Origin of the sequence: Cellulomonas fimi ATCC 484 (assembly GCF_000212695.1) — a bacterium.
Lineage (GTDB): Bacteria > Actinomycetota > Actinomycetes > Actinomycetales > Cellulomonadaceae > Cellulomonas > Cellulomonas fimi.
Genome location: NC_015514.1, coordinates 3,796,425 through 3,818,592 on the forward strand (window position 1 = coordinate 3,796,425; position 22,168 = coordinate 3,818,592).

20 protein-coding genes are annotated in these 22,168 nt (G+C 73.6%); 4 read left to right on the forward strand and 16 right to left on the reverse strand.

Annotated features, from left to right (window positions below; genetic code table 11):
• Positions 1 to 11: 11 nt before the first annotated feature.
• From CELF_RS17140 to CELF_RS17175, 8 genes are all read right to left on the reverse strand, one after another.
• Positions 12 to 722: a response regulator transcription factor gene (locus CELF_RS17140; RefSeq protein ID WP_013772535.1), complete on the reverse strand. Its 711-nt coding sequence runs from the start codon at positions 720 to 722 to the stop codon at positions 12 to 14.
• Positions 710 to 2,116, reverse strand: coding sequence for a sensor histidine kinase (locus CELF_RS17145; protein WP_013772536.1), 1,407 nt, complete (start codon positions 2,114 to 2,116; stop codon positions 710 to 712). Before CELF_RS17145 ends, CELF_RS17140 begins: the two co-directional genes overlap by 13 nt.
• 214 nt (positions 2,117 to 2,330) lie before the next feature.
• Entirely contained in the window at positions 2,331 to 5,603 is a 3,273-nt protein-coding gene (locus CELF_RS17150) for a glycoside hydrolase family 48 protein (protein ID WP_013772537.1), read from the reverse strand.
• Between the two features lie 324 nt (positions 5,604 to 5,927).
• The gene (locus CELF_RS17155) at positions 5,928 to 6,737 is read right to left on the reverse strand and encodes an ABC transporter permease (protein WP_013772538.1); all 810 of its coding nucleotides are present in this window, start codon (positions 6,735 to 6,737) and stop codon (positions 5,928 to 5,930) included.
• A 3-nt stretch (positions 6,738 to 6,740) separates the two neighbouring features.
• Complete coding sequence (locus tag CELF_RS17160; protein ID WP_013772539.1) at positions 6,741 to 7,808, reverse strand: ABC transporter ATP-binding protein; 1,068 nt, start codon at positions 7,806 to 7,808, stop codon at positions 6,741 to 6,743.
• 101 nt (positions 7,809 to 7,909) lie between these two features.
• Positions 7,910 to 8,671, reverse strand: a complete 762-nt coding sequence (locus CELF_RS17165) for a hypothetical protein (RefSeq protein ID WP_013772540.1) — start codon at positions 8,669 to 8,671, stop codon at positions 7,910 to 7,912.
• Positions 8,668 to 9,579: an ATP-binding cassette domain-containing protein gene (locus CELF_RS17170; protein WP_013772541.1), complete on the reverse strand. Its 912-nt coding sequence runs from the start codon at positions 9,577 to 9,579 to the stop codon at positions 8,668 to 8,670. The genes CELF_RS17165 and CELF_RS17170 overlap by 4 nt, the downstream gene beginning before the upstream one ends.
• Positions 9,576 to 9,956, reverse strand: coding sequence for a GntR family transcriptional regulator (locus CELF_RS17175; protein ID WP_013772542.1), 381 nt, complete (start codon positions 9,954 to 9,956; stop codon positions 9,576 to 9,578). Before CELF_RS17175 ends, CELF_RS17170 begins: the two co-directional genes overlap by 4 nt.
• Before the next feature lie 168 nt (positions 9,957 to 10,124).
• Here CELF_RS17175 and CELF_RS17180 point away from each other — a divergent pair, with 168 nt between their 5' ends.
• A complete protein-coding gene (locus tag CELF_RS17180) occupies positions 10,125 to 12,374 on the forward strand; it encodes an LLM class flavin-dependent oxidoreductase (protein WP_013772543.1) in 2,250 nt (749 codons plus the stop codon).
• Between the two features lie 37 nt (positions 12,375 to 12,411).
• Here CELF_RS17180 and CELF_RS19725 read toward each other — a convergent pair whose 3' ends face one another.
• Genes CELF_RS19725 through CELF_RS17195 form a run of 3 tightly spaced genes read right to left on the reverse strand, consistent with a single transcriptional unit; the run spans position 12,412 to position 13,966 of the window.
• A complete protein-coding gene (locus tag CELF_RS19725) occupies positions 12,412 to 13,389 on the reverse strand; it encodes a HipA domain-containing protein (RefSeq protein ID WP_049791491.1) in 978 nt (325 codons plus the stop codon).
• A 5-nt stretch (positions 13,390 to 13,394) separates the two neighbouring features.
• Positions 13,395 to 13,760, reverse strand: a complete 366-nt coding sequence (locus CELF_RS17190; protein WP_041553596.1) for a HipA N-terminal domain-containing protein — start codon at positions 13,758 to 13,760, stop codon at positions 13,395 to 13,397.
• Positions 13,757 to 13,966 (reverse strand): helix-turn-helix transcriptional regulator, encoded by a 210-nt coding sequence (locus CELF_RS17195; protein WP_013772544.1) that lies wholly within the window; start codon positions 13,964 to 13,966, stop codon positions 13,757 to 13,759. Before CELF_RS17195 ends, CELF_RS17190 begins: the two co-directional genes overlap by 4 nt.
• A gap of 301 nt (positions 13,967 to 14,267) precedes the next feature.
• On the opposite strand from CELF_RS17195, the gene CELF_RS17200 reads away from it, so the two are divergent.
• The gene (locus tag CELF_RS17200) at positions 14,268 to 15,050 is read left to right on the forward strand and encodes a hypothetical protein (protein ID WP_013772545.1); all 783 of its coding nucleotides are present in this window, start codon (positions 14,268 to 14,270) and stop codon (positions 15,048 to 15,050) included.
• A 51-nt stretch (positions 15,051 to 15,101) separates the two neighbouring features.
• Here CELF_RS17200 and CELF_RS17205 read toward each other — a convergent pair whose 3' ends face one another.
• Together CELF_RS17205 and CELF_RS17210 are read right to left on the reverse strand one after the other, a co-directional pair.
• Positions 15,102 to 16,160 (reverse strand): aspartate-semialdehyde dehydrogenase, encoded by a 1,059-nt coding sequence (locus tag CELF_RS17205; RefSeq protein WP_013772546.1) that lies wholly within the window; start codon positions 16,158 to 16,160, stop codon positions 15,102 to 15,104.
• Positions 16,157 to 17,440 (reverse strand): aspartate kinase, encoded by a 1,284-nt coding sequence (locus CELF_RS17210; RefSeq protein WP_013772547.1) that lies wholly within the window; start codon positions 17,438 to 17,440, stop codon positions 16,157 to 16,159. The genes CELF_RS17205 and CELF_RS17210 overlap by 4 nt, the downstream gene beginning before the upstream one ends.
• Before the next feature lie 277 nt (positions 17,441 to 17,717).
• Here CELF_RS17210 and CELF_RS17215 point away from each other — a divergent pair, with 277 nt between their 5' ends.
• Positions 17,718 to 18,821, forward strand: a complete 1,104-nt coding sequence (locus CELF_RS17215) for an ABC transporter ATP-binding protein (protein ID WP_013772548.1) — start codon at positions 17,718 to 17,720, stop codon at positions 18,819 to 18,821.
• Positions 18,818 to 19,963, forward strand: coding sequence for an ABC transporter permease (locus CELF_RS17220; RefSeq protein WP_013772549.1), 1,146 nt, complete (start codon positions 18,818 to 18,820; stop codon positions 19,961 to 19,963). Before CELF_RS17215 ends, CELF_RS17220 begins: the two co-directional genes overlap by 4 nt.
• Positions 19,964 to 20,010: 47 nt before the next feature.
• Here CELF_RS17220 and CELF_RS17225 read toward each other — a convergent pair whose 3' ends face one another.
• From CELF_RS17225 to recR, 3 genes are all read right to left on the reverse strand, one after another.
• Positions 20,011 to 20,721, reverse strand: a complete 711-nt coding sequence (locus tag CELF_RS17225; protein WP_013772550.1) for an MCP four helix bundle domain-containing protein — start codon at positions 20,719 to 20,721, stop codon at positions 20,011 to 20,013.
• A 202-nt stretch (positions 20,722 to 20,923) separates the two neighbouring features.
• On the reverse strand, positions 20,924 to 21,511 hold the full coding sequence (locus CELF_RS17230) for a DUF5063 domain-containing protein (protein WP_013772551.1): 588 nt from the start codon (positions 21,509 to 21,511) through the stop codon (positions 20,924 to 20,926).
• Between the two features lie 49 nt (positions 21,512 to 21,560).
• Complete coding sequence (gene recR / locus CELF_RS17235) at positions 21,561 to 22,160, reverse strand: recombination mediator RecR (protein ID WP_013772552.1); 600 nt, start codon at positions 22,158 to 22,160, stop codon at positions 21,561 to 21,563.
• Between the last annotated feature and the right edge of the window lie 8 nt (positions 22,161 to 22,168).

The following is a 22,168-nucleotide window of genomic DNA, read 5'->3' on the forward strand; positions in this document are numbered from 1 at the left end:
TCCGTTCGGGGTCAGCGGCCGGTGCCGATGCCGCGGGGCGGCGTGACGGCAGGACCGGGCTGGGCGGCGGTGGGTCCGTGCTCGAGCCAGCGCAGGACCGCGAGCACGCGACGGTGGTCGTCGCTGTCGGGGGGCAGGCCGAGCTTGGTGAGGATCGAGGTGACGTGCTTCTCGACGGCGGGGAGCCCGACGACGAGGCGTTCGGCGATGGCGGTGTTGGAGCGCCCCTCGGCCATGAGCCCGAGGACGTCCCGCTCGCGCGGCGTGAGGGTCTCGAGGCCGGTGCTGCGGGTGCGGGCGAGGATCTGCGCCACGACCTCGGGGTCGATGACCGTCCCGCCGGTGGAGACGCGGCCCAGCGCGTCGAGGAACTCGTCGACGTCGGCGACGCGGTCCTTGAGCACGTAGCCGAGGCCGCGGACGTCGCCCGCGAACAGCTCGGCCGCGTACCGCTGCTCGACGTACTGGGACAGCACGAGGATCGGCAGGCGGCGGTGCACGCTGCGCAGGTGGACGGCGGCCCGCAGGCCCTCGTCGGTGTGCGTGGGCGGCATCCGGACGTCCGTGACGAGCACGTCGGGCAGGTCGGCGCCGGTGGGGCCGAGCGCGGCGACCAGCTCGTCCGCCGACGGGTAGCCGGTGACGTCGTGGCCCTCGGCGGTCAGCAGGCGGGACAGGCCGTCCCTCAGGAGGACGGAGTCCTCCGCGATCACGATGCGCACGGCACCTCCACGGTGAGTCGCGTCCCGCCACCGGCGGGACTGTCGAGGTCGAACGTGCCGTCGAGCGCCTCGACGCGGCTGCGGAGCCCGTCGAGGCCGCTGCCGGGCGCGGCGGTCGCGCCGCCCTTCCCGTCGTCCGCGACGACGACCCGCAGGACGGAGCCGTCGGGACGGTGCACCACGGTCGCCTCGACGAGCACCGACTGGGCGCCGGCGTGCTTCGTGGCGTTGGTCAGGGCCTCGGCCACGACGAAGTACGCGGCGGCCTGCGCACCGGGCTGGGCGACGGCGAGCGTCGCGGGTTCGGGCACGTCGACCGTGACCGCCAGGGGTGTGCGCGCGGCCAGCGCCGACAGGGCGGCGTCGAGGCCGCGGTCGGTGAGGACGGCAGGGTGGATGCCGCGGACCAGGTCACGGAGCTCGGCCAAGGTCTCCTTGACCTCGCGGTGCGCGTAGTCGAGCGCCGCCGCGGCGGCGTCCGGGTCGCGGGTGGCGTGCCGCTTGGCGACGCCGAGCTCGACACCGAGCGCGACGAGCCGCTGCTGCGCGCCGTCGTGCAGGTCGCGCTCGATCCGGCGGCGCTCCTCGTCGGCGGCGCCGACCGCGGCGGTGCGGGTCTCCTGGAGGTGCTCGGCCCGCACCTGGGCGCGGTCCGCGTCGTGCCGGGCGGCGTCGGCGGCGGCCCGTGCCTGGCGCAGCGCCTCGGACTGCGCGGTCGCGCCGAGCATCCCCCGGGCGAGCCGGACGGTCAGCAGCGCGGTGCCCTGCGCGACGAGCGCGGCGAGCCACACGAGCGCGACGCCGACCAGGACGGCGGCGACGACGGCGAGCGGCCATGGGAGCCGCGACCAGTCGTCCACGGCGGAGCCTGCGCCGTAGAAGGGGAAGGCGATCGCGGCGAGACCCAGCCCGCCGAGGCCGACCATGAGCGCCCAGCCGAGCGACGAGACACTCATCGCGACGACCGCGTAGGCCTGGTGCGCCCACATGCGCCCGTCGGAGAGCACCGCGCGCCACGTGCCCCAGCGCCACCAGCCCGGCCGGTCGGCCCGACGGTACGTCGGTGCGGGGATCAGCGCGCCCGTCTGCGCGCCGAGCCGGGCCCGCTCGACCCGGGCGCACCACGCGCCGACGACCAGTCCGGCGAGGAGCATCGGCAGGCCGACCCCGAACACGGGCACGAGCACGATCGACGTGAGCGTCCAGGTGAGGACCAGGAGCCCGATCGTCAGCAGCCACGGCCAGCCGATCACGAGCTGGGCGACGGCCCGCCACGTCGCGCCGGAGTACGGGGCGGCGAGCAGGTCGCGGGACGAGGCGAAAGCCGGTGCGACGACACGCAGGTCGTCGACCGGTGCACCCGGGGCGGGCGTCGGGGTGGTCGTTGTGGCCATGTCGTCGAACCTAGGGCGCGGCGCCCGCCCGCCGACACCACGCCCACCCCCGAGGTGGGGGTAGGGACAACCCGACCCCGGCGCGTCGCCCCTGGTCCGCGGGCTGGTGGCGTGCTGCTGCGGACGCGCCGAGGCCGGCCCGGTCGTGCTCCGGGCCGGCCTCGGTGCGGTGCGGTCGTGCGGTCCTGCGGGTGGTGCGTCCTCGCTCAGCGCGTCACGTGCAGGACGCGCCGTTGAGCGTGAACGACGCCGGGTTCGGGTTCTGGCCCGTGTGGGAGCCGTTGAAGCCGACGTCGACGGTCTGGCCCGGGGCCAGGGTCCCGTTCCAGGGTGCGTTGGTCGCCGTCACGGTGGACCCGGACTGCGTCCAGGTCGCGCTCCAGCCCTGCTGCACCTTCTGGCCCGCCGTCAGGTCGAAGCCGAGGCTCCAGCCGTTGATCGTCGTCGTGCCGGTGTTGGTGATCCGGACCGACGCCGTGAAGCCGCTGTTCCAGCTGCTGGCGTTGTAGGCCACCGAGCACGAGCCGCCGGTCTGCGGCGTCTTCGTGGTGACGGACAGGGCGGCCGACGCGGCGGAGACGTTGCCCGCGTTGTCCGTGGCCCGGACCGTGTACTGGTACGCCGTCGCCGCCGTGAGGCCGGTGTCGGTGTACGACGCGGTGGTCGTCGAGCCGACCCTGGTGGCGCCGCGGTAGACGTCGTAGCCCTTGAGGCCCGAGCCGCCTGTGTCGGTCGACGCGTTCCAGGTGAGCGCGACGCTCGTCTCCGTGACGGTCATCGCGGCGAGGCCCGCGGGCACGCTCGGCGCCGTCGTGTCCGGCGTGGTGTCGGACTTCGTCGTGACCGAGACGGCCGTCGACGGGGCCGACACGTTGCCGGCGACGTCCCGCGCCCGGACCGTGTACTCGTACGCGGTCGAGGCGGTCAGGCCCGTGTCGGTGAACGTGAGCGCGGTCGTCTGCGCCACGCGGGTCGCACCGCGGTACACGTCGTACCCGGCGAGGCCCGAGCCGCCGGCGTTGTCGGTCGAGGCCGACCAGCCGATGGTCACGCTGTTCGCCGTGCTCGAGCTCGACGTGATCGCCGGGACGCTCGGAGCGGTCGTGTCGGACGGCGTGGCCTTGGTCGTGACGGTGAGCGCCGCGGACGGTGCCGAGACGTTGCCGGCCGCGTCGAACGCCCGGACGGTGTACGCGTACGCCGTCGAGGCGGTCAGGCCCGTGTCGGTGAACGACGTCGTGGTGGCGGTGCCGACCTTCGTGGCGCCGCGGTACACGTCGTAGCCCGTGACGCGGGTGTCGTCCGTCGAGGCCGTCCAGGAGATCGTCGCCTCGGTCGAGGTGACGACGCCCGCCTGCAGGCCCGTCGGGACCGTCGGCGCCGTCGTGTCAGGCGTCGTGGTGCCGTCGTCGAAGAGCCGCGCGTAGTCCGCGAGCGCACCCGCGACGGCCGTCTGGGCCCAGAACCGGTGGTACCGGAACTGCGGCTCCGCGCCGCCGTCGAGGAACGTCTGCACCTTGGACCAGTTCGGGTCCTTCTTGTAGAAGCTGCGGATGTCGAGGAACGAGACACCCGGCTTGATGACGTCGCCGTTGGGCATCGTGCCGGTCCAGCCGGACGGGATGTAGATGCCGTCACCGTTGGCGACGTAGGTGTCGTCGAACCGCTTGTAGTCGCCGCGGGTCTCGACCGCGGACACGCCCAGCGGGTCCTGGTTGTTGGCCCAGATGGCGTCGAGCAGCGCCTTCGCCTTGTCGCGGGACGCGGTGTCGCCGGACTTGGCGGCGTAGAAGAGCAGGGCGCGGGCGGTGTCGGCGGCGACGCCGACGTCCTGGCCGTAGCTCGTCACCTCGACCGTGAGGCCGGGGTTGCCGGTCGGTGCGGCGGCGTTCCACGTGTCGGGCTTGCCGGTCCACTTGAGCTCGCTCGGGACCTTCCAGCTCGCACCGTCGGTCGAGATGTTCGCGACGACCCACGGGACCCACTTGTCGAGGATCTTCTTGGCCTGCGCGTTGCCCGACGCGTAGTAGAGCTCGGCGACGCGCTGCACGCCCCACGCCTGCATGCCGAACCAGCGGTTCGACGGCGGGTCGACGTAGACGGGCGCCTCGGTGTAGCCCATGCCGTAGAACGTGGGCGTGCCGGCCGGGGGCTGCGCGTAGGCGCCGTCCCAGCTGTTGGTCGCGCCGCCGGCGATGCCGCCGTTGGACGCCTGCAGCCACGTGTAGAACTCGAGCTGGCGCTGCATCGAGGCCGCCCAGTCCGCCTTGGCGGTCGGCGACTTCGGCGTCAGCTTCGGGTCCGTCGACAGCGCCCACGCGGCGAGCGGGTTCTGGTAGCCGAAGTGCGCGTGCGACGAGCCGATGCGCCACGCCCAGCCGGAGCTGGTGTCGGTCGCGCCGCCCCACGCCATGTACCAGGAGAGCAGGTAGTGCGCGGCCTCACGGCCCTGGCCTGCGGCGCAGGTGGGCGAGGTGCAGCCGATCTTCTTGAAGTACTTGTCGAACAGCGTGTACCGCAGGTAGTCGCCCATCTTGGCGGCCTTGGCCACGGTCGCGGCGACGTCGGCGGCCTTGCCCTGCTCGGTCGCCCACTGGTTGGCCCAGTACACGGCCTCGACAGCGCGGGCGTCGGCGTCGGACGCCGAGGTGTACTTCCACTGCTTCGCGTACGACGCGTCCTTCGTGAAGAGGTCGAGGTACCCGTTCTTGCCGCCGTACTTGAACTCCTCGCAGGACGGCTGCGGGACGGTCTCCCAGACCGACTCCTGCGGGCCGCGCTGGAAGGTGTTGATGAACGACGTGCCGGTCGCGGTCGGGCCGAGCGTGCAGCCCGCGCCCGGCGTCGCGCCGAAGCCGTAGATGTTGTCGACGTCGGCCAGCCAGTGCATCTGGTAGACGTCCGCGTTGCCGTACGTCGCCTTGAGCTCGGCGCCGATCGGGTCGGTGCCGCCGCTGATGCCGCTGTTGAGCTGCGACGGGTAGCTGCTCGGGTGGTTGAACTCGGGCGCGTAGGTGGCCGGCGAGTTGGGGTTGTAGAAGGAGTTCGTGGGCTGATCCACCGACTGGGGGATCATGTACTTCTCCATGGTGTCCCAGGCGTGGTTGAGCGGTGCCCAGTCCTGGGTGACCTGGCCGTAGAGCGCCTCGAGCCACAGCCAGTAGGAGTACGCCTCGGACGTCGTCTCGTGGCCGTAGTCGGGCGCCTCCACCATGAGGGTCTCGACGGCGTGGTACGGGATGCCCTGCGCGCTGAAGTACCCGTTGGCGGGGTCCTTGATCTTGTCGTACTGCGCGAGGAACCGCTGCGCGTACTCGCCGTCCACGGCGGCGCGGACCGGGGAGGCCGCGGGGACGGTGACCGTGGCGGGTTGTCCCGCTCCGGCCGCGGCGATCGCGGGGGTGATCCCGGCGACCGCCAAGAACGACGAGACGCCTACGGTGGCTGCTGCCACCCAGGCGGATCGCCGGCGGGTCGTTGACGACATCGTCCGTACCTTTCTGGTGTGCGGGCGTGCCCTCGCGTCGTCGCGGGGGCGAACCCACCGGACCCCGCGGGCGGGGTGGTGGAGGTGCACGAGACCCTGTCCGTCGCCGTCCGCCGGGCCTCGCGTCGGTGCGGGTCCGCCGGTGGGCGTCGGGCAGGTCGGGCCCACCCTCCGAGTTCGCACAGGTCGCGTCCAGACTCCTAAACCTTTCGGGTGGGAGCGTGACCACACCCTGGTCCGTTCCCACGCCCCTCCCACGACGACGGCCCGCCGGGAGACCTCCCGACGGGCCGTCGCGCTCCCCCTCCTGGAGCGTGCCGGGGCTCACGACCAGCGGAACAGCCGGGCCGCGAGCGGGATGCCGACCAGACCCCAGCCGGCCAGCACGAGCAGCTCGGTCGCGGGGAACGGCTGCCCGAACCACGCCGCGGCCAGCGCCTGCGACGCGGCGCCGAGCGGGGTGTACTGCGCGATCGTCTGGACGACGTCCGGCATGAGCGGCAGCGGCAGCCAGACACCCGCGAAGAACAGCGACAGGAAGTAGACCGTCGCGCCGATGCCGTTGGCCGCCGGGCCCGTCGGCGCCACGGCGGCGATGAGCGACCCCACCGCGAACGCCGCCACCACCGCGAGCACGAAGGCCGCGACGACGAGCAGCGGCTGCGTGGGCGCCTCGACGCCCACCACGACGACGCCGAGCACGAACGCGAGCGCGGCGGCGACCAGCAGCGCCCCGAGGTTGACGGCCACCTGCGCGACGAGCACGCGCGTCGGGGGCAGGGGTGTCGTCGAGAGGCGCCGCAGCACGCCCCGCTGCCGGTACGTCGCGAGCGTCGTGGGGTACGTCGTGAACGCGACCGTGCCGACCGCGAGCGACAGGACGATCGGGGTGTAGCCCGTGATGGCCGTGAACTGCGACAGGATCGGGTCCTTGTCGTCGTACGGCTGGTCCGCCCACGGCATCACGAGGCCCAGCACCGTGAGCAGCAGCGCGGGGAAGACGATCGCGAAGAACGCGTTCGAGGGGTCCCGCAGGAACAGGCGGCCCTCGGTGAGCGTGAGGCGGCGCAGGGCGCGCGCGCCCGACGCGGGCCGGGTGGACGTGGGGCGGGTCGGGGCGGTGGTCGTGGTCATGGCTCAGGCCTCCCGGTTCTTCGCGCGGCGTGCGGCCCGCGCCGCGGTGACGGACGGTCCGGCGTCGGCCGACGCACGCCCGGTGAGGGCGACGAACGCGTCCTCCAGCGAGCCCTGCTCGAGCTGGAGCCCGAGCGGGCGGATGCCGTGCTGGTGCAGCGCGACGAGCACGTCCTGCACCACGTTGTCCGCGCCGCGCACCTCGACGACGCCGTCGGGCGTGCTGCCGGACGCCGGACGGGACGCGGTGCCGGACCTGGAGTCGGACACGCTGCCGGACACCTCGGCGGGCATGCTGCCGGACGCGGCTGGTGCGGTGGTCGCCGACGTGACCGTCGGGACCCGGTCGAGCAGCCCCGCCGGCAGCGGCGCCGACGGCCGGAACCGCAGCACCTGCCCGGCGGTGGCCCGGGCCGCGAGCTCGCCGGGGGTGCCCGTCGCGACGACGCGGCCCGCGTCGATGAGCGCGATCCGGTCGCACAGCCGCTCCGCCTCCTCCATGAGGTGCGTGACCAGCACGATCGTCACGCCGCGCTGCCGGACCGCCTCGACGACGCCCCACGTCTCGCGGCGGGCCAGCGGGTCGAGGCCCGTCGTGAGCTCGTCGAGGATCGCGACCTGCGGGTTGCCGACGAGCGCGAGCGCGACCGACAGCCGCTGCTTCTGACCGCCCGACAGCCGCTGGTACTGGGTGTCGGCCTTCTCCGTCAGGCCGAGGTCGGCGACGAGCGACGCCGGGTCGGCCGGGTCCGCGTAGAACGCCGCGTACAGGTCGAGCGCCTCGCGGACCGTGATGCGGCCCGGCAGCTCGCTCTCCTGCAGCTGCAGGCCGACCTGTTCGTGCAGGCGCCGCGCGTCGCGTCGGGGGTCGAGGCCCAGGACGCGGACGTCACCGGCGTCGGCGTGCCGCAGCCCGCCGACGATCTCGACCGTGGTGGTCTTGCCGGCACCGTTGCGTCCGAGGACGCCGAAGATCTCGCCGGGCATGACGTGCAGGCTGACGTCCTCGACGGCCACGGTGCTGCCGTAGGCCTTGTGCAGGTGCTCGACCTCGATCACGGGGGTGGGCATGGTGCTCCTCCTGGGTCGGACGGGGTGGACGAGGGTGTGCGGTGCCGCGGGAGCGGCCTGGTCGCCGTCCCGTGGGTGCGGGTGCGGGTGGGGCGGAGGTGTCAGGCGGAGCGCACCGGGACCGCCGCGTCGCGGGCCAGCCGGTCGAAGGCGACCGCCATGACCGCGGCGACGGCGAGCGCGGCGGCGACCGCGACGGGGACGGCCAGGGCGCGACCGCCGAACCAGCTCTCGGTCGCGACCGGTCCCGCGTCCGCGGAGAACAGGCCCGAGACGAGGAGGATCGGTCCGACGGTCAGGGGCAGCGTGAGGGTCCCGACCCAGCCGCCGCCGCGCAGGTACGCCATGCCGACGAGCAGCCCGGACAGGTACGCGACGAGGAACGTGAGGATCGACGCGGGGACGAACGTGCCGGCCTCGGCACCCGCGGACATGTCGTCGAAGAACCGCCACTGCCAGCCGAGGGCACCGAACACCGCGCGCTCGACGAGCAGCAGCGCGACGAACACCGTCCCGTAGAGCAGCGCGGTCACGGCGGCCGCGAGCGTCGCGCCGAGCGACAGGCTGCGGCGGGTCAGGCCGGTCGCGACGTGCACCGGGAAGTACGTGCCGGACACGATGATGAACACCGAGAACGGGAACCAGATCGCGCCCTGGCGGGCGAACGCCAGGATGCTGTTGTGCGGCTCGCCCACGACGGCGGTGATCACCGTCGCGGCCGTCACGACGACCACGGCGATCGCCCAGAACCACACGGCCAGGTAGACGTGCATGCGCAGCAGCCACCGGGCGGTCGGCCACACCTGGCCGACGAGGTACCCGGTCCCGGCCTTCGCGGGGACGGCGGGGGTCGCGGCGGTCATCGGGACTCCTGCGGGGTGAGGGCGGCGGCGGGCTCGCCGGCGCCGCGGTCGGTCAGGTGGACGAACAGGTCCTGCAGCCCGACGGCGCCGAGCTCCAGACCGGCCGCGCGGGCGCGGGCCTCGTCGTCGGGCTCGGTGCCGATGACGGTCGCCTGCGCGGTGCGGCCGAGGGTCTGCCGGGCGACGACGCGGCGTCCGGCGACGAACGCCTCGACCGCGTCGACGGGGCCGGTGACGGTGCGTCCCTGCTCGCGCAGGGTCGTCGCGTCGGCGGCGGCCAGGACCGTGCCGCGGTCGATGACGACGACGTCCTCGAGCAGCCGCTCGACCTCGCCGATGAGGTGGCTCGACAGGACGATCGTGCGGGGGTGCTCGATCCAGTCGGCGAGGAGCGCGTCGTAGAACGCGTACCGCGCGGGGGCGTCCATGCCGAGGTGCACCTCGTCGAGGAGCGTGAGCGGCGCGCGCGTGGCGATGCCGACGACGACGCCGAACGCCGAGCGCTGCCCGCGGCTGAGCCGGTCGGGCCGCTTGGCCGGGTCGAGCTCGAAGCGGTCGAGCAGCGCCTCGGCGGTCGCCCGGTCGAAGGTCGGCCGGCGCTGCTCGAGGAACGCGAGGTTCTCCGTGATGGCCTCGTCGAGGATGACGTCCCCGCTCTCGCGGATCAGGCACGTGCCGCCCATGACGCGCGGGTTCTCCCACGGGTCCTCGCCGTCGACGAGCACCGTGCCGCCGTTGCGCCGGCGGAACGCGGCGAGGACCGACAGGAACGTCGTCTTGCCGGAGCCGTTGCGGCCCAGCAGCCCGGTGATGACGCCGGGGCGGAGGTCGAACGACACCCCGTCCAGCGCGGTCGTCGAGCCGTAGCGTGCGGTGAGGTCGCGGACCTCGACGCCGAAGCCGGTCATCGGGCACCTGCCTGGGGGGTGTCGGTGGCGGTCGCCCGGAGGCGGGCGACGACCTCGTCGACGTCGATGCCGAGCAGGCGGGCCTGCTCCATCATCGGGTCGACGACGTCGGCGAAGAACGAGTCGCGGCGCTCGGCGCGCAGCTTCTCGCGGGCACCGGGGGCGACGAACATGCCCACCCCGCGGCGCTTGTAGAGGACGCCCTCGTCGACCAGCTCGCCGAACGCCTTCGCGGCGGTGGCCGGGTTGATCCGGAAGGTCGTCGCGTACTGCGTGGTGGACATGACCTGCTCCTCGGCCTCGAGGGCGCCGCTGAGGACGTCCTGACGGATCTGGTCGGCTATCTGGACGTACAGGGGGTCACGGCCGTCGAACATGCGGCTGCTCCTGTCGTCGTGAGGTTCTGTGGTTCATTACTCGACTAATGAACCACAGAACCGGTGCGGCCACAAGGGTGTGCGTGCGGGAAGCCCCGAGACGGTGCGACGGTTGCGGCACAGTGCGGCACTTCCCCGGGCGCCGCGCCCCGACCAGGACGAGGACCCATGCCCGACTACGGCCACGAGCTCACCTTCGGCACGTTCCTGACCCCGTCGAACGCCGACCCGCAGGTGCCCGTCGCGCTCGCCGTCCTCACCGAGGAGGCCGGGCTCGACCTCGTGACGTTCCAGGACCACCCGTACCAGCCGCGGTTCCTCGACACGTGGACCCTGCTGTCCTACGTGGCCGCCCGCACGTCACGCGTGCACCTGTCGGCGAACGTCCTCAACCTCCCCCTGCGGCCGCCCGCCGTGCTGGCCCGCGCGGTCGCGTCGCTCGACCTGCTGTCGGGCGGGCGCGCAGAGCTCGGGCTGGGCGCCGGGGCGTTCTGGGACGCGATCTCGGCGATGGGCGGCGGGCGCCTGACGCCAGGGCAGGGCGTCGACGCGCTGTCCGAGGCGATCGACGTCATCCGCGGGCTCTGGGACACCTCGACCCGCGTCCCGCTGCGGGCCGGCGGCGACCACCACGCCGTCGACGGCGCCAAGCGCGGGCCCGCACCGGTGCACGACGTCGGGATCTGGCTCGGCGCGTACAAGCCGCGCATGCTCCGGCTCGTCGGGACCAAGGCCGACGGGTGGCTGCCGTCCGAGGGGTACCTGCAGCCCGGCGACCTGGCGCGCGGCAACGCCGCCGTCGACGAGGCCGCCGCCGAGGCGGGCCGCGACCCGCGCGAGATCCGCCGCCTCTACAACCTCACCCCCGGCCAGGGCTCGCTCGTCGGCCCGCCGTCCCGCTGGGTCGAGGCCCTCGTCGCCCTCGCGCTGGAGGACGGCGTGGGGACCTTCATCCTCGGCACCGACGAGCCGGCGGTCATCGAGGCGTACGGCGCCGAGGTCGCACCCGCGGTCCGCGAGGCCGTCGCCGCCGAGCGCGCGCGTGCCGGAACCGCGACCGCACCCGTCCGGAGCGCCGCCGCGCTCGCACGACGCGTCGACGGCATCGCGTACGACGACGCCCCGTCCGGCGTCGAGGCGGTCGAGCCCGGCGACCGCCGCTACGCCGAGGTCCGCTCGACCTACATGCGGCGCGGTGCACCCGGACTCGTCCTGCGGCCACGCACCGTCGACGAGGTCGCCGCGTCGCTCACGTGGGCGCGCGGGCAGCGCGGGCCGCTCGCGGTGCGCTCCGGGGGCCACGGCATCTCGGGACGGTCGACGAACGACGGCGGGGTCGTGCTCGACCTCGCGCACCTCGACTCCGTGGAGGTCGTCGACGAGACGACGCGGCGCGTGCGCCTCGGCGCGGGGGCGACGTGGGGCGCCGTGGCTGCCGCGATCGCGCGGCGCGGATGGGCGGTGTCGTCGGGCGACTACGGCGGCGTCGGCGTCGGCGGCCTGGCGACCACCGGCGGTATCGGGCTGCTCGGGCGCCTGCACGGCCTGACGATCGACCACGTCGTCGCCTACCAGGTCGTGCTGGCGGACGGGTCGGTGCACGACGTGTCCGCCGACGCCGAGCCCGAGCTGTTCTGGGGCCTGCGCGGCGCAGGGGGCAACCTCGGCGTCGTCACCGCGGTCGAGATCGAGGCGTCCGAGGTGCCCGACGTCGTCTTCGCGCAGGTGGTGTTCGACGCGACCGACCCCGGCGGCCTGATCGACCGGTGGGGGACGCTCGTTCAGGACGCCCCGCGCGAGCTCACGTCGTTCCTGCACGTCTCCGCCGGCGGCCGAGACCGCGGGCCCATGGCCCAGGCCATGACCGTGTGGGCGTCGTCCGACACCGACGCCGCCGTCGCCGCGCTCGAGCCGTTCCTCGACGCCGGGCCCGTCCTCGACCAGCGCGCGCAGGTCACCCCGTACGCGCGCATCATCGGCCCCGTCGCGAAGCACCACGACGGCGGCGCCCCGCCCGTGTCGCGCTCCGGCCTGCTCCCCCGCATGACGCCCGCCGCCGGCGCCGCCCTCGGCGAGGTGCTGCTCAGCGGTGAGGCGTCACTCCTGCAGCTGCGCGCCGTCGGCGGGGCCGTCAACGACGTCGCGGCCGACGCCACGGCCTACGCGCACCGGTCCCAGGCGTTCTCCGTGACGAGCTTCGCCGGCCGCCTCGACCGGGCGGGCCTCGACGCCGTCTGGGACCGGCAGGCCTACCCGCACATGGACGGCCTCTACCTGTCGTTCGAGACCGACCCGCGCCCCGAGCGCCTGCTCGACGCCTTCCCACCCGCGACGCTGTCCCGCCTCCGCGCCCTCAAGCGCACCTACGACCCGGACCACGTCTTCGACCAGAACTTCCCCATCGACCCGTCCGCCTGACCGCCCTCGCCACGCCCCCGGAGCCCGGGACGGCCACTCAGCGGTGCGGCGACAGGTCGATGATCGCCGGCGAGCCGACAGCAGCGCCGTACAGCGGCGAGAGCTTCGGGAGGTTCGCGACGACCGTGTCGGTGACACGCTCGCCGTCCGGCACGGCAGCGAGATCCTGACGGGCCAGGTCGAACGCCCCCGGGAGGCGGGCGACGACGTCGTGGACCACGTCGGCAGCCTCGTCCTCACGAAGGCCGAGCCGCTTGCCCTCCTGGACGATCGCCCCGGGCAGGATCGATCGGAACCGGTAGTCGCCGCCCACATGCATCGGGAAGTCCAGAGGACGCTCGTCGTCGTTGTCCGTGTAGAGGGCGTAGGTGGTCAGGTCGTAGAGCGGACTCATCTCGACGTGCGCGCCCGACAGCATGACGGAGTAGTTCTTGGCGTGAGCGTCGGTGTTGAGGAACGCGATGTTGAACGTGAGCCCCGCGAGGAACTCGCGTGCGGCGAGGGCGGCGTCCGGGTGCGGCACACGGAAGCGCAGCAGCTCGCCGATCTGCCCGACACCCGGTCCGCCGTCCTGGCGCTGGTACGTCAGCGCGGGTGGGACGCCGAGGGCCTGGCACAGGTCCTCCTGGTGCAGCCTGCGCACGACGCCGTCCTCGTCGAGACGGCGGTCGTAGCGCTCGACGACCAGGGCGCGGATGCTCTCGTCCGGCGACGTCCAGATCGACCATCGCGGCACACGCAGCCCCGCGTGCCCGGCGACGGCAAGGCCGAAAGCCTCGACGATCGTCAGGTCCGGGTAGCGCTCGCCGGGAGCAGTCAGCTCGGGCTTGACTATGTGGGTCGTCGGCACGCCGCGGCCCGGCATGTGCCAGGAACCGTCGCCCGCACGGACGAGCCCGAGCTTCGGCTGGGCACCGGCGAGGCTGATGCGGCCCCAGGTGCTGGCGTACGGCTGTCCGGTGCGGTAGGCGACGATCGTGCGACCGAGCTCGGTCGCGACGTCCTCGTCGGTCACGGCAGTCAGCGCGACGACCGGTCGGCGGCCGCGTCCTCGGACGGCTCCCCAGGCCGCACCAGCTGCAGAGCCCCGGCGACGTCGTGCCCGATGTGCTCGAGGAGCGCGAACGGCGAGCGCGCGGACACCTGGAACGTGCGCGCCATCGCCTCGAGCGCTTGCACGTTGTCCGGCAGGAGGCCTTGGACGAACGGCAGGACCGCACGCTGCTTGTGCCTCCTGGTCGCGAGGGGCATCGACAACGAGAGCGGTGTCGGGTCAGGGCCGCTGCGGTAGTCCTCGTCGTACTCGAAGGACAGCGTCCCGCCCGACGACATCGACAGGGTCCCCGCCAGGACGCCCTCGAGGTGGACGAGCAGCGTCCTGGTCATGAGCGGCGGACCTCGACGACGAGGCCTAGCTCGCCCATGACGGCGAGCAGCCGCGGGAGGTCGGCGGCCGTCCTGCCCGCCTCGACGTTGATGAGCCACTCACGGGAGACGCCCGCCGCGCGCGCGAGCTCGGCCTGGGTCCGGCCGGCCGCCTCGCGGGCATCACGCAGGACGGCGCCCATGTCGACCATCGTCCTGACCAGCACCGCTCCCCCTCACGTGTGGACGGTGATCCACTCTGGCAGAAGTGGATCACCGTCCACTTTAGCAGATGTGGATGATCGTCCACTAGTACAGATGTGGACGAGCATCCACAACGCCTGGTACCGACGACGCGCGTCAGGCGCAAATGCGCCGCGCCAGACCGGGTCGAGCTCCGCGCCGCCAACAAGTCCTACTCACCCGGCGTGGAGCTGGCCTGCAACTGACTGCGTATCCTTCAACGGCCGCACCGCCCCGCGGACGGCACGCGACCCTCGCCGCCACCAGTCCACCCGAGGTCAGACGATGGTTCCTGACGACTCTATGTTCGTCGACCTCTACGGTCGTTTCGAGCGCGATCCGGACATCGATCTGGGCACGCTCCCGGACGACGTCTACAGCCTGTTCGTGTCACGGTCGACCGCACTCAGGTTGACCGGGTGGAACGGGCGCGGCCGTTCCACCCGGGCCTGGAGCCCGGCGTCGGCCGGGCCTGCCGACGGCCCGACGGCCGCCGGGCTCGTCGCGTGGTACCAGGTCACCGTCCCCGCCGGCGTCGACCGGCGTCCCCTTCCGGTCTCAGCGTGCGCAGCCGTGGCGGGCGACGTCCTCGGTCGCCTCGGGAGGTTTAGAGCGCACGGGGTCCACGTGCTGGCCCCGCTCCACGACCACGCGGACGCTCTGCTCGACCTCGCGGGCGAGCTCAACTGGTTCACGCCGCGCCGGCACGAGCTGGTGGACGTCGAAGTCAAGCTCCGCGTCCCGACGACGGACGGTCTGACTCCAGACCGGCTCTCGGACGTGCAGACGGTGTTCGCGTCTCGCAACGTCGAGTCGTTCGCGCTCACGCTCGACCGGGTCGAGGTGGACGCCAAGCCTCGCCAGGAGACCGCGCCGCGTGACGCGATGTGGTGGCAGGGCCATGGCCTGGCATCCGCGGTCTTCGCAGGTCGGGTGCCCGGCGACGACCTGGACGCGATGTCGTGGCTCGCCGCTCAGGTCCTGGACTGCACGTGGCGCGTGGGCATCCGGCAGACCACCTCCGTCGAGGTGTTCACGGCCCCCGCTGATCGACACCGCACCTGGTAGCCGGCGCCCTTCCTCGACGAGGGTGTCCCAGCCACCCCGCCCCACATCGGGTCAAGCGGGCGTGGTGGCCGTCAGGCGCGCGGCGACGAGCTCGGCGATCTGGACGGCGTTGAGCGCCGCGCCCTTGCGGAGGTTGTCGTTGCTGATGAACAGCGCCAGGCCGCGCCCCTCCGGCACTCCCTCGTCCTGGCGGATGCGGCCGACCAGGCTCGGGTCGGCGCCGGCGGCGGCAAGCGGGGTCGGGACGTCCTCGAGCTGCACGCCGGGCGCGTCGGCGAGGAGCTCGCGCGCACGCTCGGGCGTGATCGGCCGCTCGAACTCCGCGTTGATCGACAGCGAGTGGCCCGTGAAGACCGGGACGCGCACGCACGTGCCCGAGACCAGCAGGTCGGGGATGCCGAGGATCTTGCGCGACTCGTGGCGGAGCTTCTGCTCCTCGTCGGTCTCGAAGGAGCCGTCGTCGACGATCGACCCGGCGAGCGGGATGACGTCGAACGCGATCGTCCGCGGGAACTTCTCCGCCGCCGGGAACTCGACCGCCGACCCGTCGTGGGTCAGGGCCGCGATGTCCTGCGACGCCGCCGCCTGGATCTGGCCCGCGAGCTCCGCGACGCCCGCGAGCCCCGCGCCCGACACCGCCTGGTAGGTCGAGACGACGAGGCGGCGTAGGCCGGCCTCCTCGTGCAGCACCTTGAGCACCGGCATCGCGGCCATGGTCGTGCAGTTGGGGTTGGCGACGATGCCCTTGACGGTCTCGTTGAGCGCACCCGGGTTCACCTCGGACACCACGAGCGGGACCTCGGGGTCACGACGCCACGCCGAGGAGTTGTCGATGACGACCGCGCCCGCGGCGGCGAAGCGGGGTGCGTGCTCCTTCGACGTGCCGCCGCCCGCGGAGAAGATCGCGATGTCGATGCCGGACAGGTCGGCGGTCGCGACGTCCTCGACGACCACGTCGGTGCCGCGCCACGGCAGCGTCGTGCCGGCCGAGCGGGCCGACGCGAAGTAGCGGATCGTCCCGACCGGGAAGTCGCGCTCGTCGAGCAGGCGCCGCATGACGCTCCCGACCTGACCCGTGGCACCCACCACGGCGACAACGAGCCCGCTCATCGTCCCGTCCCTCCGTACACGACAGCCTCCTGCTGGTCCGAGTCGAGCTCGAACGCGGTGTGGACCGCGCGGACCGCCTCGTCGAGCGAGTCGGCGCGGGTGACGACGGAGATGCGGATCTCCGAGGTCGAGATCATCTCGATGTTGATGCCGGCGTCGGACAGCGCGGCGAAGAGCTTCGCGGAGACGCCCGGGTGCGACTTCATGCCCGCGCCGATGAGCGAGAGCTTGCCGATGGTGTCGTCGTACTGCAGCGACTGGAAGCCGATGTCCGGCTGGTGCTCGGACAGGGCGGAGGTCGCCGTCGCGCCGTCGGACGCGGGCAGCGTGAACGAGATGTCCGTGAGGCCCGTCGCGGCGGCGGACACGTTCTGGACGATCATGTCGATGTTCACGCCCGACCCGGCGACCACCTGGAAGATCCGCGCGGCCTTGCCGGGCACGTCCGGGACGCCGACGACGGTGATCTTCGCCTCGCTGCGGTCGTGCGCGACGCCCGCGATGATCGGCTGCTCCACTGCTGCTCCTTCGAGGCCTGCGTCGGTCGGCTCGCTCGTCACGAGCGTGCCGGTGTGGGTCGAGAACGACGAGCGGACGTGCACCGGCACCCCGTACCGGCGGGCGTACTCCACGCACCGCAGGACGAGCACCTTCGCGCCGCTCGCCGCGAGCTCGAGCATCTCGTCGTAGGAGACGCGGTCGAGCTTGCGGGCCGCCGGGACGATGCGGGGGTCCGCGCTGAAGACGCCGTCGACGTCCGTGTAGATCTCGCAGACGTCCGCGCCCAGACCGGCCGCGAGCGCGACGGCCGTCGTGTCCGATCCGCCGCGGCCCAGCGTCGTGACGTCGTTCGTGTCCGACGTGACGCCCTGGAAGCCCGCGACGATCGCGACCTGGCCCTTCTCGATCGTCTCCCGGATGCGGTGGGGGACGACGTCGACGATGCGCGCGCGCCCGTGCACGGCGTCGGTGATGACGCCCGCCTGCTGGCCCGTGAACGACTTCGCCTTCACGCCGAGGTTGTTGATCGCCATCGCGAGCAGCGACATCGAGATCCGCTCACCGGCGGTGAGGAGGATGTCCATCTCGCGCGACGGCGGCAGCGGGGTGATCTGCTGCGCGAGGTCGATGAGCTCGTCGGTCGTGTCGCCCATCGCCGAGACGACGACGACGATGTCGTCACCCGCGCGCTTGGCCGCCGCGATCCGCTTGGCGACCCGCTTGATGCTGGCGGCGTCGGAGACCGACGACCCGCCGTACTTCTGCACGACTAGTGCCATGGTGATGCTCCATCTGTCGCCGGCCTCCGTCTCTCTCAACGGCCCGCCGGGTACCTGGTGGTCGCGGCGAGGGTAGGCACGCGACGACGCGCCCCGCAAACCCGTCCCACGCCCGCGCGCAGCGCCGCAGGTCGCGCTCACCCCGACCTGGTGGGCGCGTCGACGCGCCGGAGCGGCAACCAGGTCGGTGTCACCGGCCGGAGGGTGGTCGCGACCTCCACGGTTTCTGCACCGCGAACCGGCCCGGGGGCGTCGCGCGCGCGCCTAGCGTGTGCGCATGACGAGCACCGTCGACGACGACACCCCCGGCGGCGGCCCACCGCCCGTCCCCGCACCGGTCCCGACGCCGCAGGCGCCCGACGCCGCCGACGGGATCGTCGTCGCCGGCCTGCGGCGGGCGTTCGGCACGGTGCAGGCCCTGGACGGCGTCGACCTGCGGGCGCGCGCCGGTCGCGTCACAGCGCTGGTCGGGCCCAACGGCTCCGGCAAGACGACGCTCCTGCTGGTCCTCGCGGGCCTGCTCGTCCCCGACCAGGGGTCCGTGCGCGTGGCCGGGCACGACCCGGTCACCGACGGCGCGGCCGCGCGCGGGCGGACCGGCTGGATGCCCGACGCGTTCGGCACGTGGGACTCCCTCACGGCCCGCGAGGTGCTCAGCACGTTCGCCGCGGCGTACCGGATCCCGCGGGCGCAGGCCGACCAGCGGGTCGCCGAGCTGCTCGCGACCGTGCACCTCGAGGAGTACGCCGACCGCCCCGCGAGCGTCCTGTCGCGTGGTCAGAAGCAGCGGCTCGGCCTCGCACGCGCGCTCGTGCACTCCCCCGACGTGCTGCTGCTCGACGAGCCCGCGTCGGGCCTCGACCCCCGCTCGCGCGTCGACCTGCGCCTGCTGCTGCGGCGGCTCGCCGACGAGGGCCGCACCGTCCTCGTGTCGAGCCACGTGCTCTCGGAGCTCGAGGAGATGGCCGACGACGCCGTCTTCCTCTCGAAGGGCCGCACGGTCGTCGGCGGGTGGACGGAGACGTCGCAGGCCGCCGCGCCCCGCCGGTACCGGGTCCGCTCGCTGTCGACCGCCGCGCTCACCGACTGGCTGGGCCGCGCCGGCGTCGCCTGGCAGGCCGACGACGAGGACGGAGCACCGGCCGGTGCGCCCGACCCCGCGGCGTCCACCGCGCCGCCGGACCCGGCCGCGCCCGACACGCCGGCGGGCCCGATCGCGGGCGACCGTCCGGGTGGTGCCGTCGTGGACGTCGCCGACGACGAGGACGCCGCCCGGCTGCTGCGTGAGGCCGTCACCGCGGGCGTGCCCGTCACCGCGTTCGCACCCGTGCGCGGGCGCCTGGAGCAGGCCTACCTGGACCTCGACGAGGAGCGCCGATGAACGTCACCCACGTCGAGCTCGACGACAGCCCGGCCGCGCCGCCGGCCGCCCCGCGCTCCGCGACCTGGGGTCTCACCTGGCACGGCGTCCGGACCGTCGCCGCGCTCGAGCTGCGGCAGCGGGTCCGCTCGACGCGCTGGATCGTGGCGCTCGTGGTCTGGTTCCTCGTCGTCGGGGCGATGACGCTGCTCATCACCGGTGCGCTGGGCATGGCCGACGACGAGGGGCTGCGCCGTGGGTCGCTCGTGTTCGCGGGCGTGACGTTCCTCGTGCTCGGCCTCGGGCTGCTCGTCACCCCGACGCTCACGTCCACGTCCGTCAACGGCGACCGCAACGCCGGCACGCTCGCGACGCTGCAGGTCACGCTCCTGACGCCCGCCGAGATCGCGGCGGGCAAGCTGCTCGCCGCGTGGGCGTCGGCGTGCGCGTTCCTCGTGGTGAGCCTCCCGTTCCTCGTGCTCGCGCTGCTGCTCGGCGACACTCCGCCGACGTCGACGCTCGCGGCTCTGGTCGTCATCGCGCTGCTGCTCGCCTCGGTGTGCGGGGTCGGTCTCGGGTGGTCGTCGCTCGTCGCGCGGACCGCGGGCTCGACCGTGCTGACGTTCGTCACGGTCGCCGCGCTGACCGTGTTCACGCCGCTGCTGTTCGCGCTCACGTTCCCGCTGGTCAGCGGCCACGAGCAGGTGCAGGTCTACGGGCCGCCCGAGGACTGGTACACCGACGCCCAGCAGGTCGAGGCCGAGCCCGAGTGCGACGTCACGGTGCAGGAGCGCTACGTCACGCACACCGAGCGGACGTGGTGGCTGCTGGCCGCGAACCCGTTCGTCGTGGTCGCCGACGCGGCGGGCACCTCGCGCCACGTGGACGTCGACGAGCCGCTCGGCGCGCTCCGTGAGGGTGTGCGGGGCCTGCGCCAGGGCCCGCCCCCGATCCAGGACGAGTGCTGGTGGTCGGACGTGGTCGTCTCCGAGCAGGAGAGTGCCGTCGTGCCCCTCGAGGAGACGGACAGCCCTGCGTCGACGCCCGTCTGGCCGTTCGGCCTCGGGCTGCACCTGCTGCTCGGCGCGACCGGCTTCGTCGTGGCGGTCCGGCGGCTGCGGGTCCCGCAGCACACGCTCGCGCGCGGCACCCGCGTCGCGTAGCCCGGCGCGCCGGCGCTCCTGCTGCGGGGAGCGCCGGCGCCGACCGGTCAGTCGCCGTCCGCGCGGCGCGTCAGACGGTGAACGCCCCGACGCGAGCGCGCAAGTCGGCGGACAGGCGTGCGAGCTCCGCGACGGACGAGCCCATCTGGCCCAGCACGTCGTTCGACGTGGCCGCGGAGGACGCCACACCGGTGACTGTGCGCCGCCAGCTCGGCGGCAGCCTCACCCTGCGCCGTCGTCTCCGCCTGGATCGCGTCCATCACGGCCGTCGGCAGGTCGGCGCACGGTCTCCTGGAAGTACGTGCCGCCGCCGTGTCCCCCGCGTCCGCGAGCGGGAACAGCGTGTCCTCCGCGGCCGCGTAGTACGTGGCGAGGGCCGCCCGGATCGCGTCGACCGACGTGGCGTCGATCGCGTTCGGCTCGTACGCGTCGAGCTGCGCGGCCAGGTCCGCCTTGCGCTCCACGAGCTCCGTGCGCAGCCCCGCGCGGATCGCGTCGTCCGCGATGCCGTACTGGATGACGCGCGCGCGGTCGCCCTGGAACGCGCGCTGGATCTCGGTGAGCTGCTGCAGCGGCTGGACGCGCGAGGAGTACATCTCCTGCGCGTCGGCCGCCGGCATGCGCATGCCGACGAGGGTCACGCTCGCGACGAGCACCGCCGCGAGCGCCATGACGCCTGCCACGGACAGGACCTTGGTGCGCACGGAGCGGTCGGCGAACGGACGGCGGCCGGCGGGTGCGGCGGTCGGGGTGGCCATCGCGCGGTCTCCTCGGGGACGGGACGTGCGGTCGCGCGGTCCCCGGAGGTCGGACCCGCCGGGGCGCTGCGTCCTCCGCTGATCGTCCGACCCATAGGCGGGCCGGTGCCCGCCGTGAGGTGTTCGTCCCGCCGACCTCGGCCGTCAGGCGCGGGTCGGCACGCGGAGCACGCGCGGCCCGCCGGCCCGCCCGCGGGTCGTGTCAGGACTGCAGCGCGTCGTACTCCGCCTCGGTCGCGACGTCGTCGGCCACGTCGAGGCGCAGGTGCGCGAGCATCGTCTGGATCGCCCGCAGCACGCCCGACGCGCGCTCGCCCCAGTCGGACAGGTACGAGAACTGCCACCACCACAGCGCCTCGGTGACGGCACCCGTCTGGTAGTGCCGCAGGCCCTGCGCGAGCGCACCCGCGATGGCCACCAGGTCGCCCGACACCGACGACGTCTCCACCTCGGGCGTGACCAGCGGGTCGACGACCTCCGCGTACTCGTCGATGCCCTCGAAGACGTTCGCGAGCGCCGCGCGCAGCGGGTCGACGTCCGGGTCCGGCCCGAGGTCCGGCTCGAAGCGCAGCACCGGCACGACGTCCGTCGTCGCGCCCAGCCGCGCGCCCACCGCCAGCACGTCGGAGACCGCGAGCAGCAGCAGCGGCAGCGTCGCCTCCGGCGTCGTGCCCGCGGCGACCTCGGTGACCGTCGTCAGGTAGCTGCGCGACTCGTCCGCGACGGCGCGCGCCAGGTCGAGCAGGTCGGCGTCGGGCTCGGTGGCCCCGGTCGGTGTCGCGATGTCCATGCGACGCCCCTTTCCCCGTACGTCACGCCCCCGTGGTGCGGGGACGCGTTCAGGCGCTGATGCGCCGTCGTCCCTCGAACGCCCGTCCCAGCGTGACCTCGTCCGCGTACTCGAGGTCGCCGCCGACGGGCAGCCCCGACGCGAGCCGGCTCACCGTCAGGCCCATCGGCACCAGCAGACGCGCGAGGTACGTCGCCGTCGCCTCGCCCTCGACGTTCGGGTCCGTCGCCAGGATCACCTCGGTGACCACCCCGTCCGCGAGCCGCGTCATGAGCTGGGCGATCCGCAGGTCGTCCGGCCCGACGCCCGCGATCGGGTTGATCGCCCCGCCGAGCACGTGGTACCTCCCGCGGAACTCCCGGGTGCGCTCGATCGCGACGACGTCCTTCGGCTCCTCGACGACGCACAGCGTCGCCGGTGACCGCCGCGGGTCACGGCAGATGCGGCACTGGTCCTCCTGCGCGACGTTCCCGCAGACCTCGCAGAACCGCACGCGGCGCTTCACCTCGACGAGCGCGTCCGACAGCCGCCGCACGTCCGCCGGGTCCGCCGCGAGGATGTGGAACGCGATGCGCTGGGCGCTCTTGGGACCGACGCCGGGCAGCCGCCCGAGCTCGTCGATCAGGTCCTGGACCGCGCCCTCGTACACGCGCCCAG

Excerpts from the sequence above, each read along its gene's own strand:
- CELF_RS17145 (WP_013772536.1), bottom strand. The coding sequence starts at position 2,116 with ATGGCCACAACGACCACCCCGACGCCCGCCCCGGGTGCACCGGTCGAC.
- CELF_RS17150 (WP_013772537.1), bottom strand. The coding sequence starts at position 5,603 with ATGTCGTCAACGACCCGCCGGCGATCCGCCTGGGTGGCAGCAGCCACC.
- CELF_RS17155 (WP_013772538.1), bottom strand. The coding sequence starts at position 6,737 with ATGACCACGACCACCGCCCCGACCCGCCCCACGTCCACCCGGCCCGCG.
- CELF_RS17160 (WP_013772539.1), bottom strand. The coding sequence starts at position 7,808 with ATGCCCACCCCCGTGATCGAGGTCGAGCACCTGCACAAGGCCTACGGC.
- CELF_RS17165 (WP_013772540.1), bottom strand. The coding sequence starts at position 8,671 with ATGACCGCCGCGACCCCCGCCGTCCCCGCGAAGGCCGGGACCGGGTAC.
- CELF_RS17170 (WP_013772541.1), bottom strand. The coding sequence starts at position 9,579 with ATGACCGGCTTCGGCGTCGAGGTCCGCGACCTCACCGCACGCTACGGC.
- CELF_RS17175 (WP_013772542.1), bottom strand. The coding sequence starts at position 9,956 with ATGTTCGACGGCCGTGACCCCCTGTACGTCCAGATAGCCGACCAGATC.
- CELF_RS17180 (WP_013772543.1), top strand. The coding sequence starts at position 10,125 with ATGCCCGACTACGGCCACGAGCTCACCTTCGGCACGTTCCTGACCCCG.
- CELF_RS17190 (WP_041553596.1), bottom strand. The coding sequence starts at position 13,760 with ATGACCAGGACGCTGCTCGTCCACCTCGAGGGCGTCCTGGCGGGGACC.
- CELF_RS17200 (WP_013772545.1), top strand. The coding sequence starts at position 14,268 with ATGGTTCCTGACGACTCTATGTTCGTCGACCTCTACGGTCGTTTCGAG.
- CELF_RS17205 (WP_013772546.1), bottom strand. The coding sequence starts at position 16,160 with ATGAGCGGGCTCGTTGTCGCCGTGGTGGGTGCCACGGGTCAGGTCGGG.
- CELF_RS17210 (WP_013772547.1), bottom strand. The coding sequence starts at position 17,440 with ATGGCACTAGTCGTGCAGAAGTACGGCGGGTCGTCGGTCTCCGACGCC.
- CELF_RS17215 (WP_013772548.1), top strand. The coding sequence starts at position 17,718 with ATGACGAGCACCGTCGACGACGACACCCCCGGCGGCGGCCCACCGCCC.
- CELF_RS17220 (WP_013772549.1), top strand. The coding sequence starts at position 18,818 with ATGAACGTCACCCACGTCGAGCTCGACGACAGCCCGGCCGCGCCGCCG.
- CELF_RS17225 (WP_013772550.1), bottom strand. The coding sequence starts at position 20,721 with ATGGCCACCCCGACCGCCGCACCCGCCGGCCGCCGTCCGTTCGCCGAC.
- CELF_RS17230 (WP_013772551.1), bottom strand. The coding sequence starts at position 21,511 with ATGGACATCGCGACACCGACCGGGGCCACCGAGCCCGACGCCGACCTG.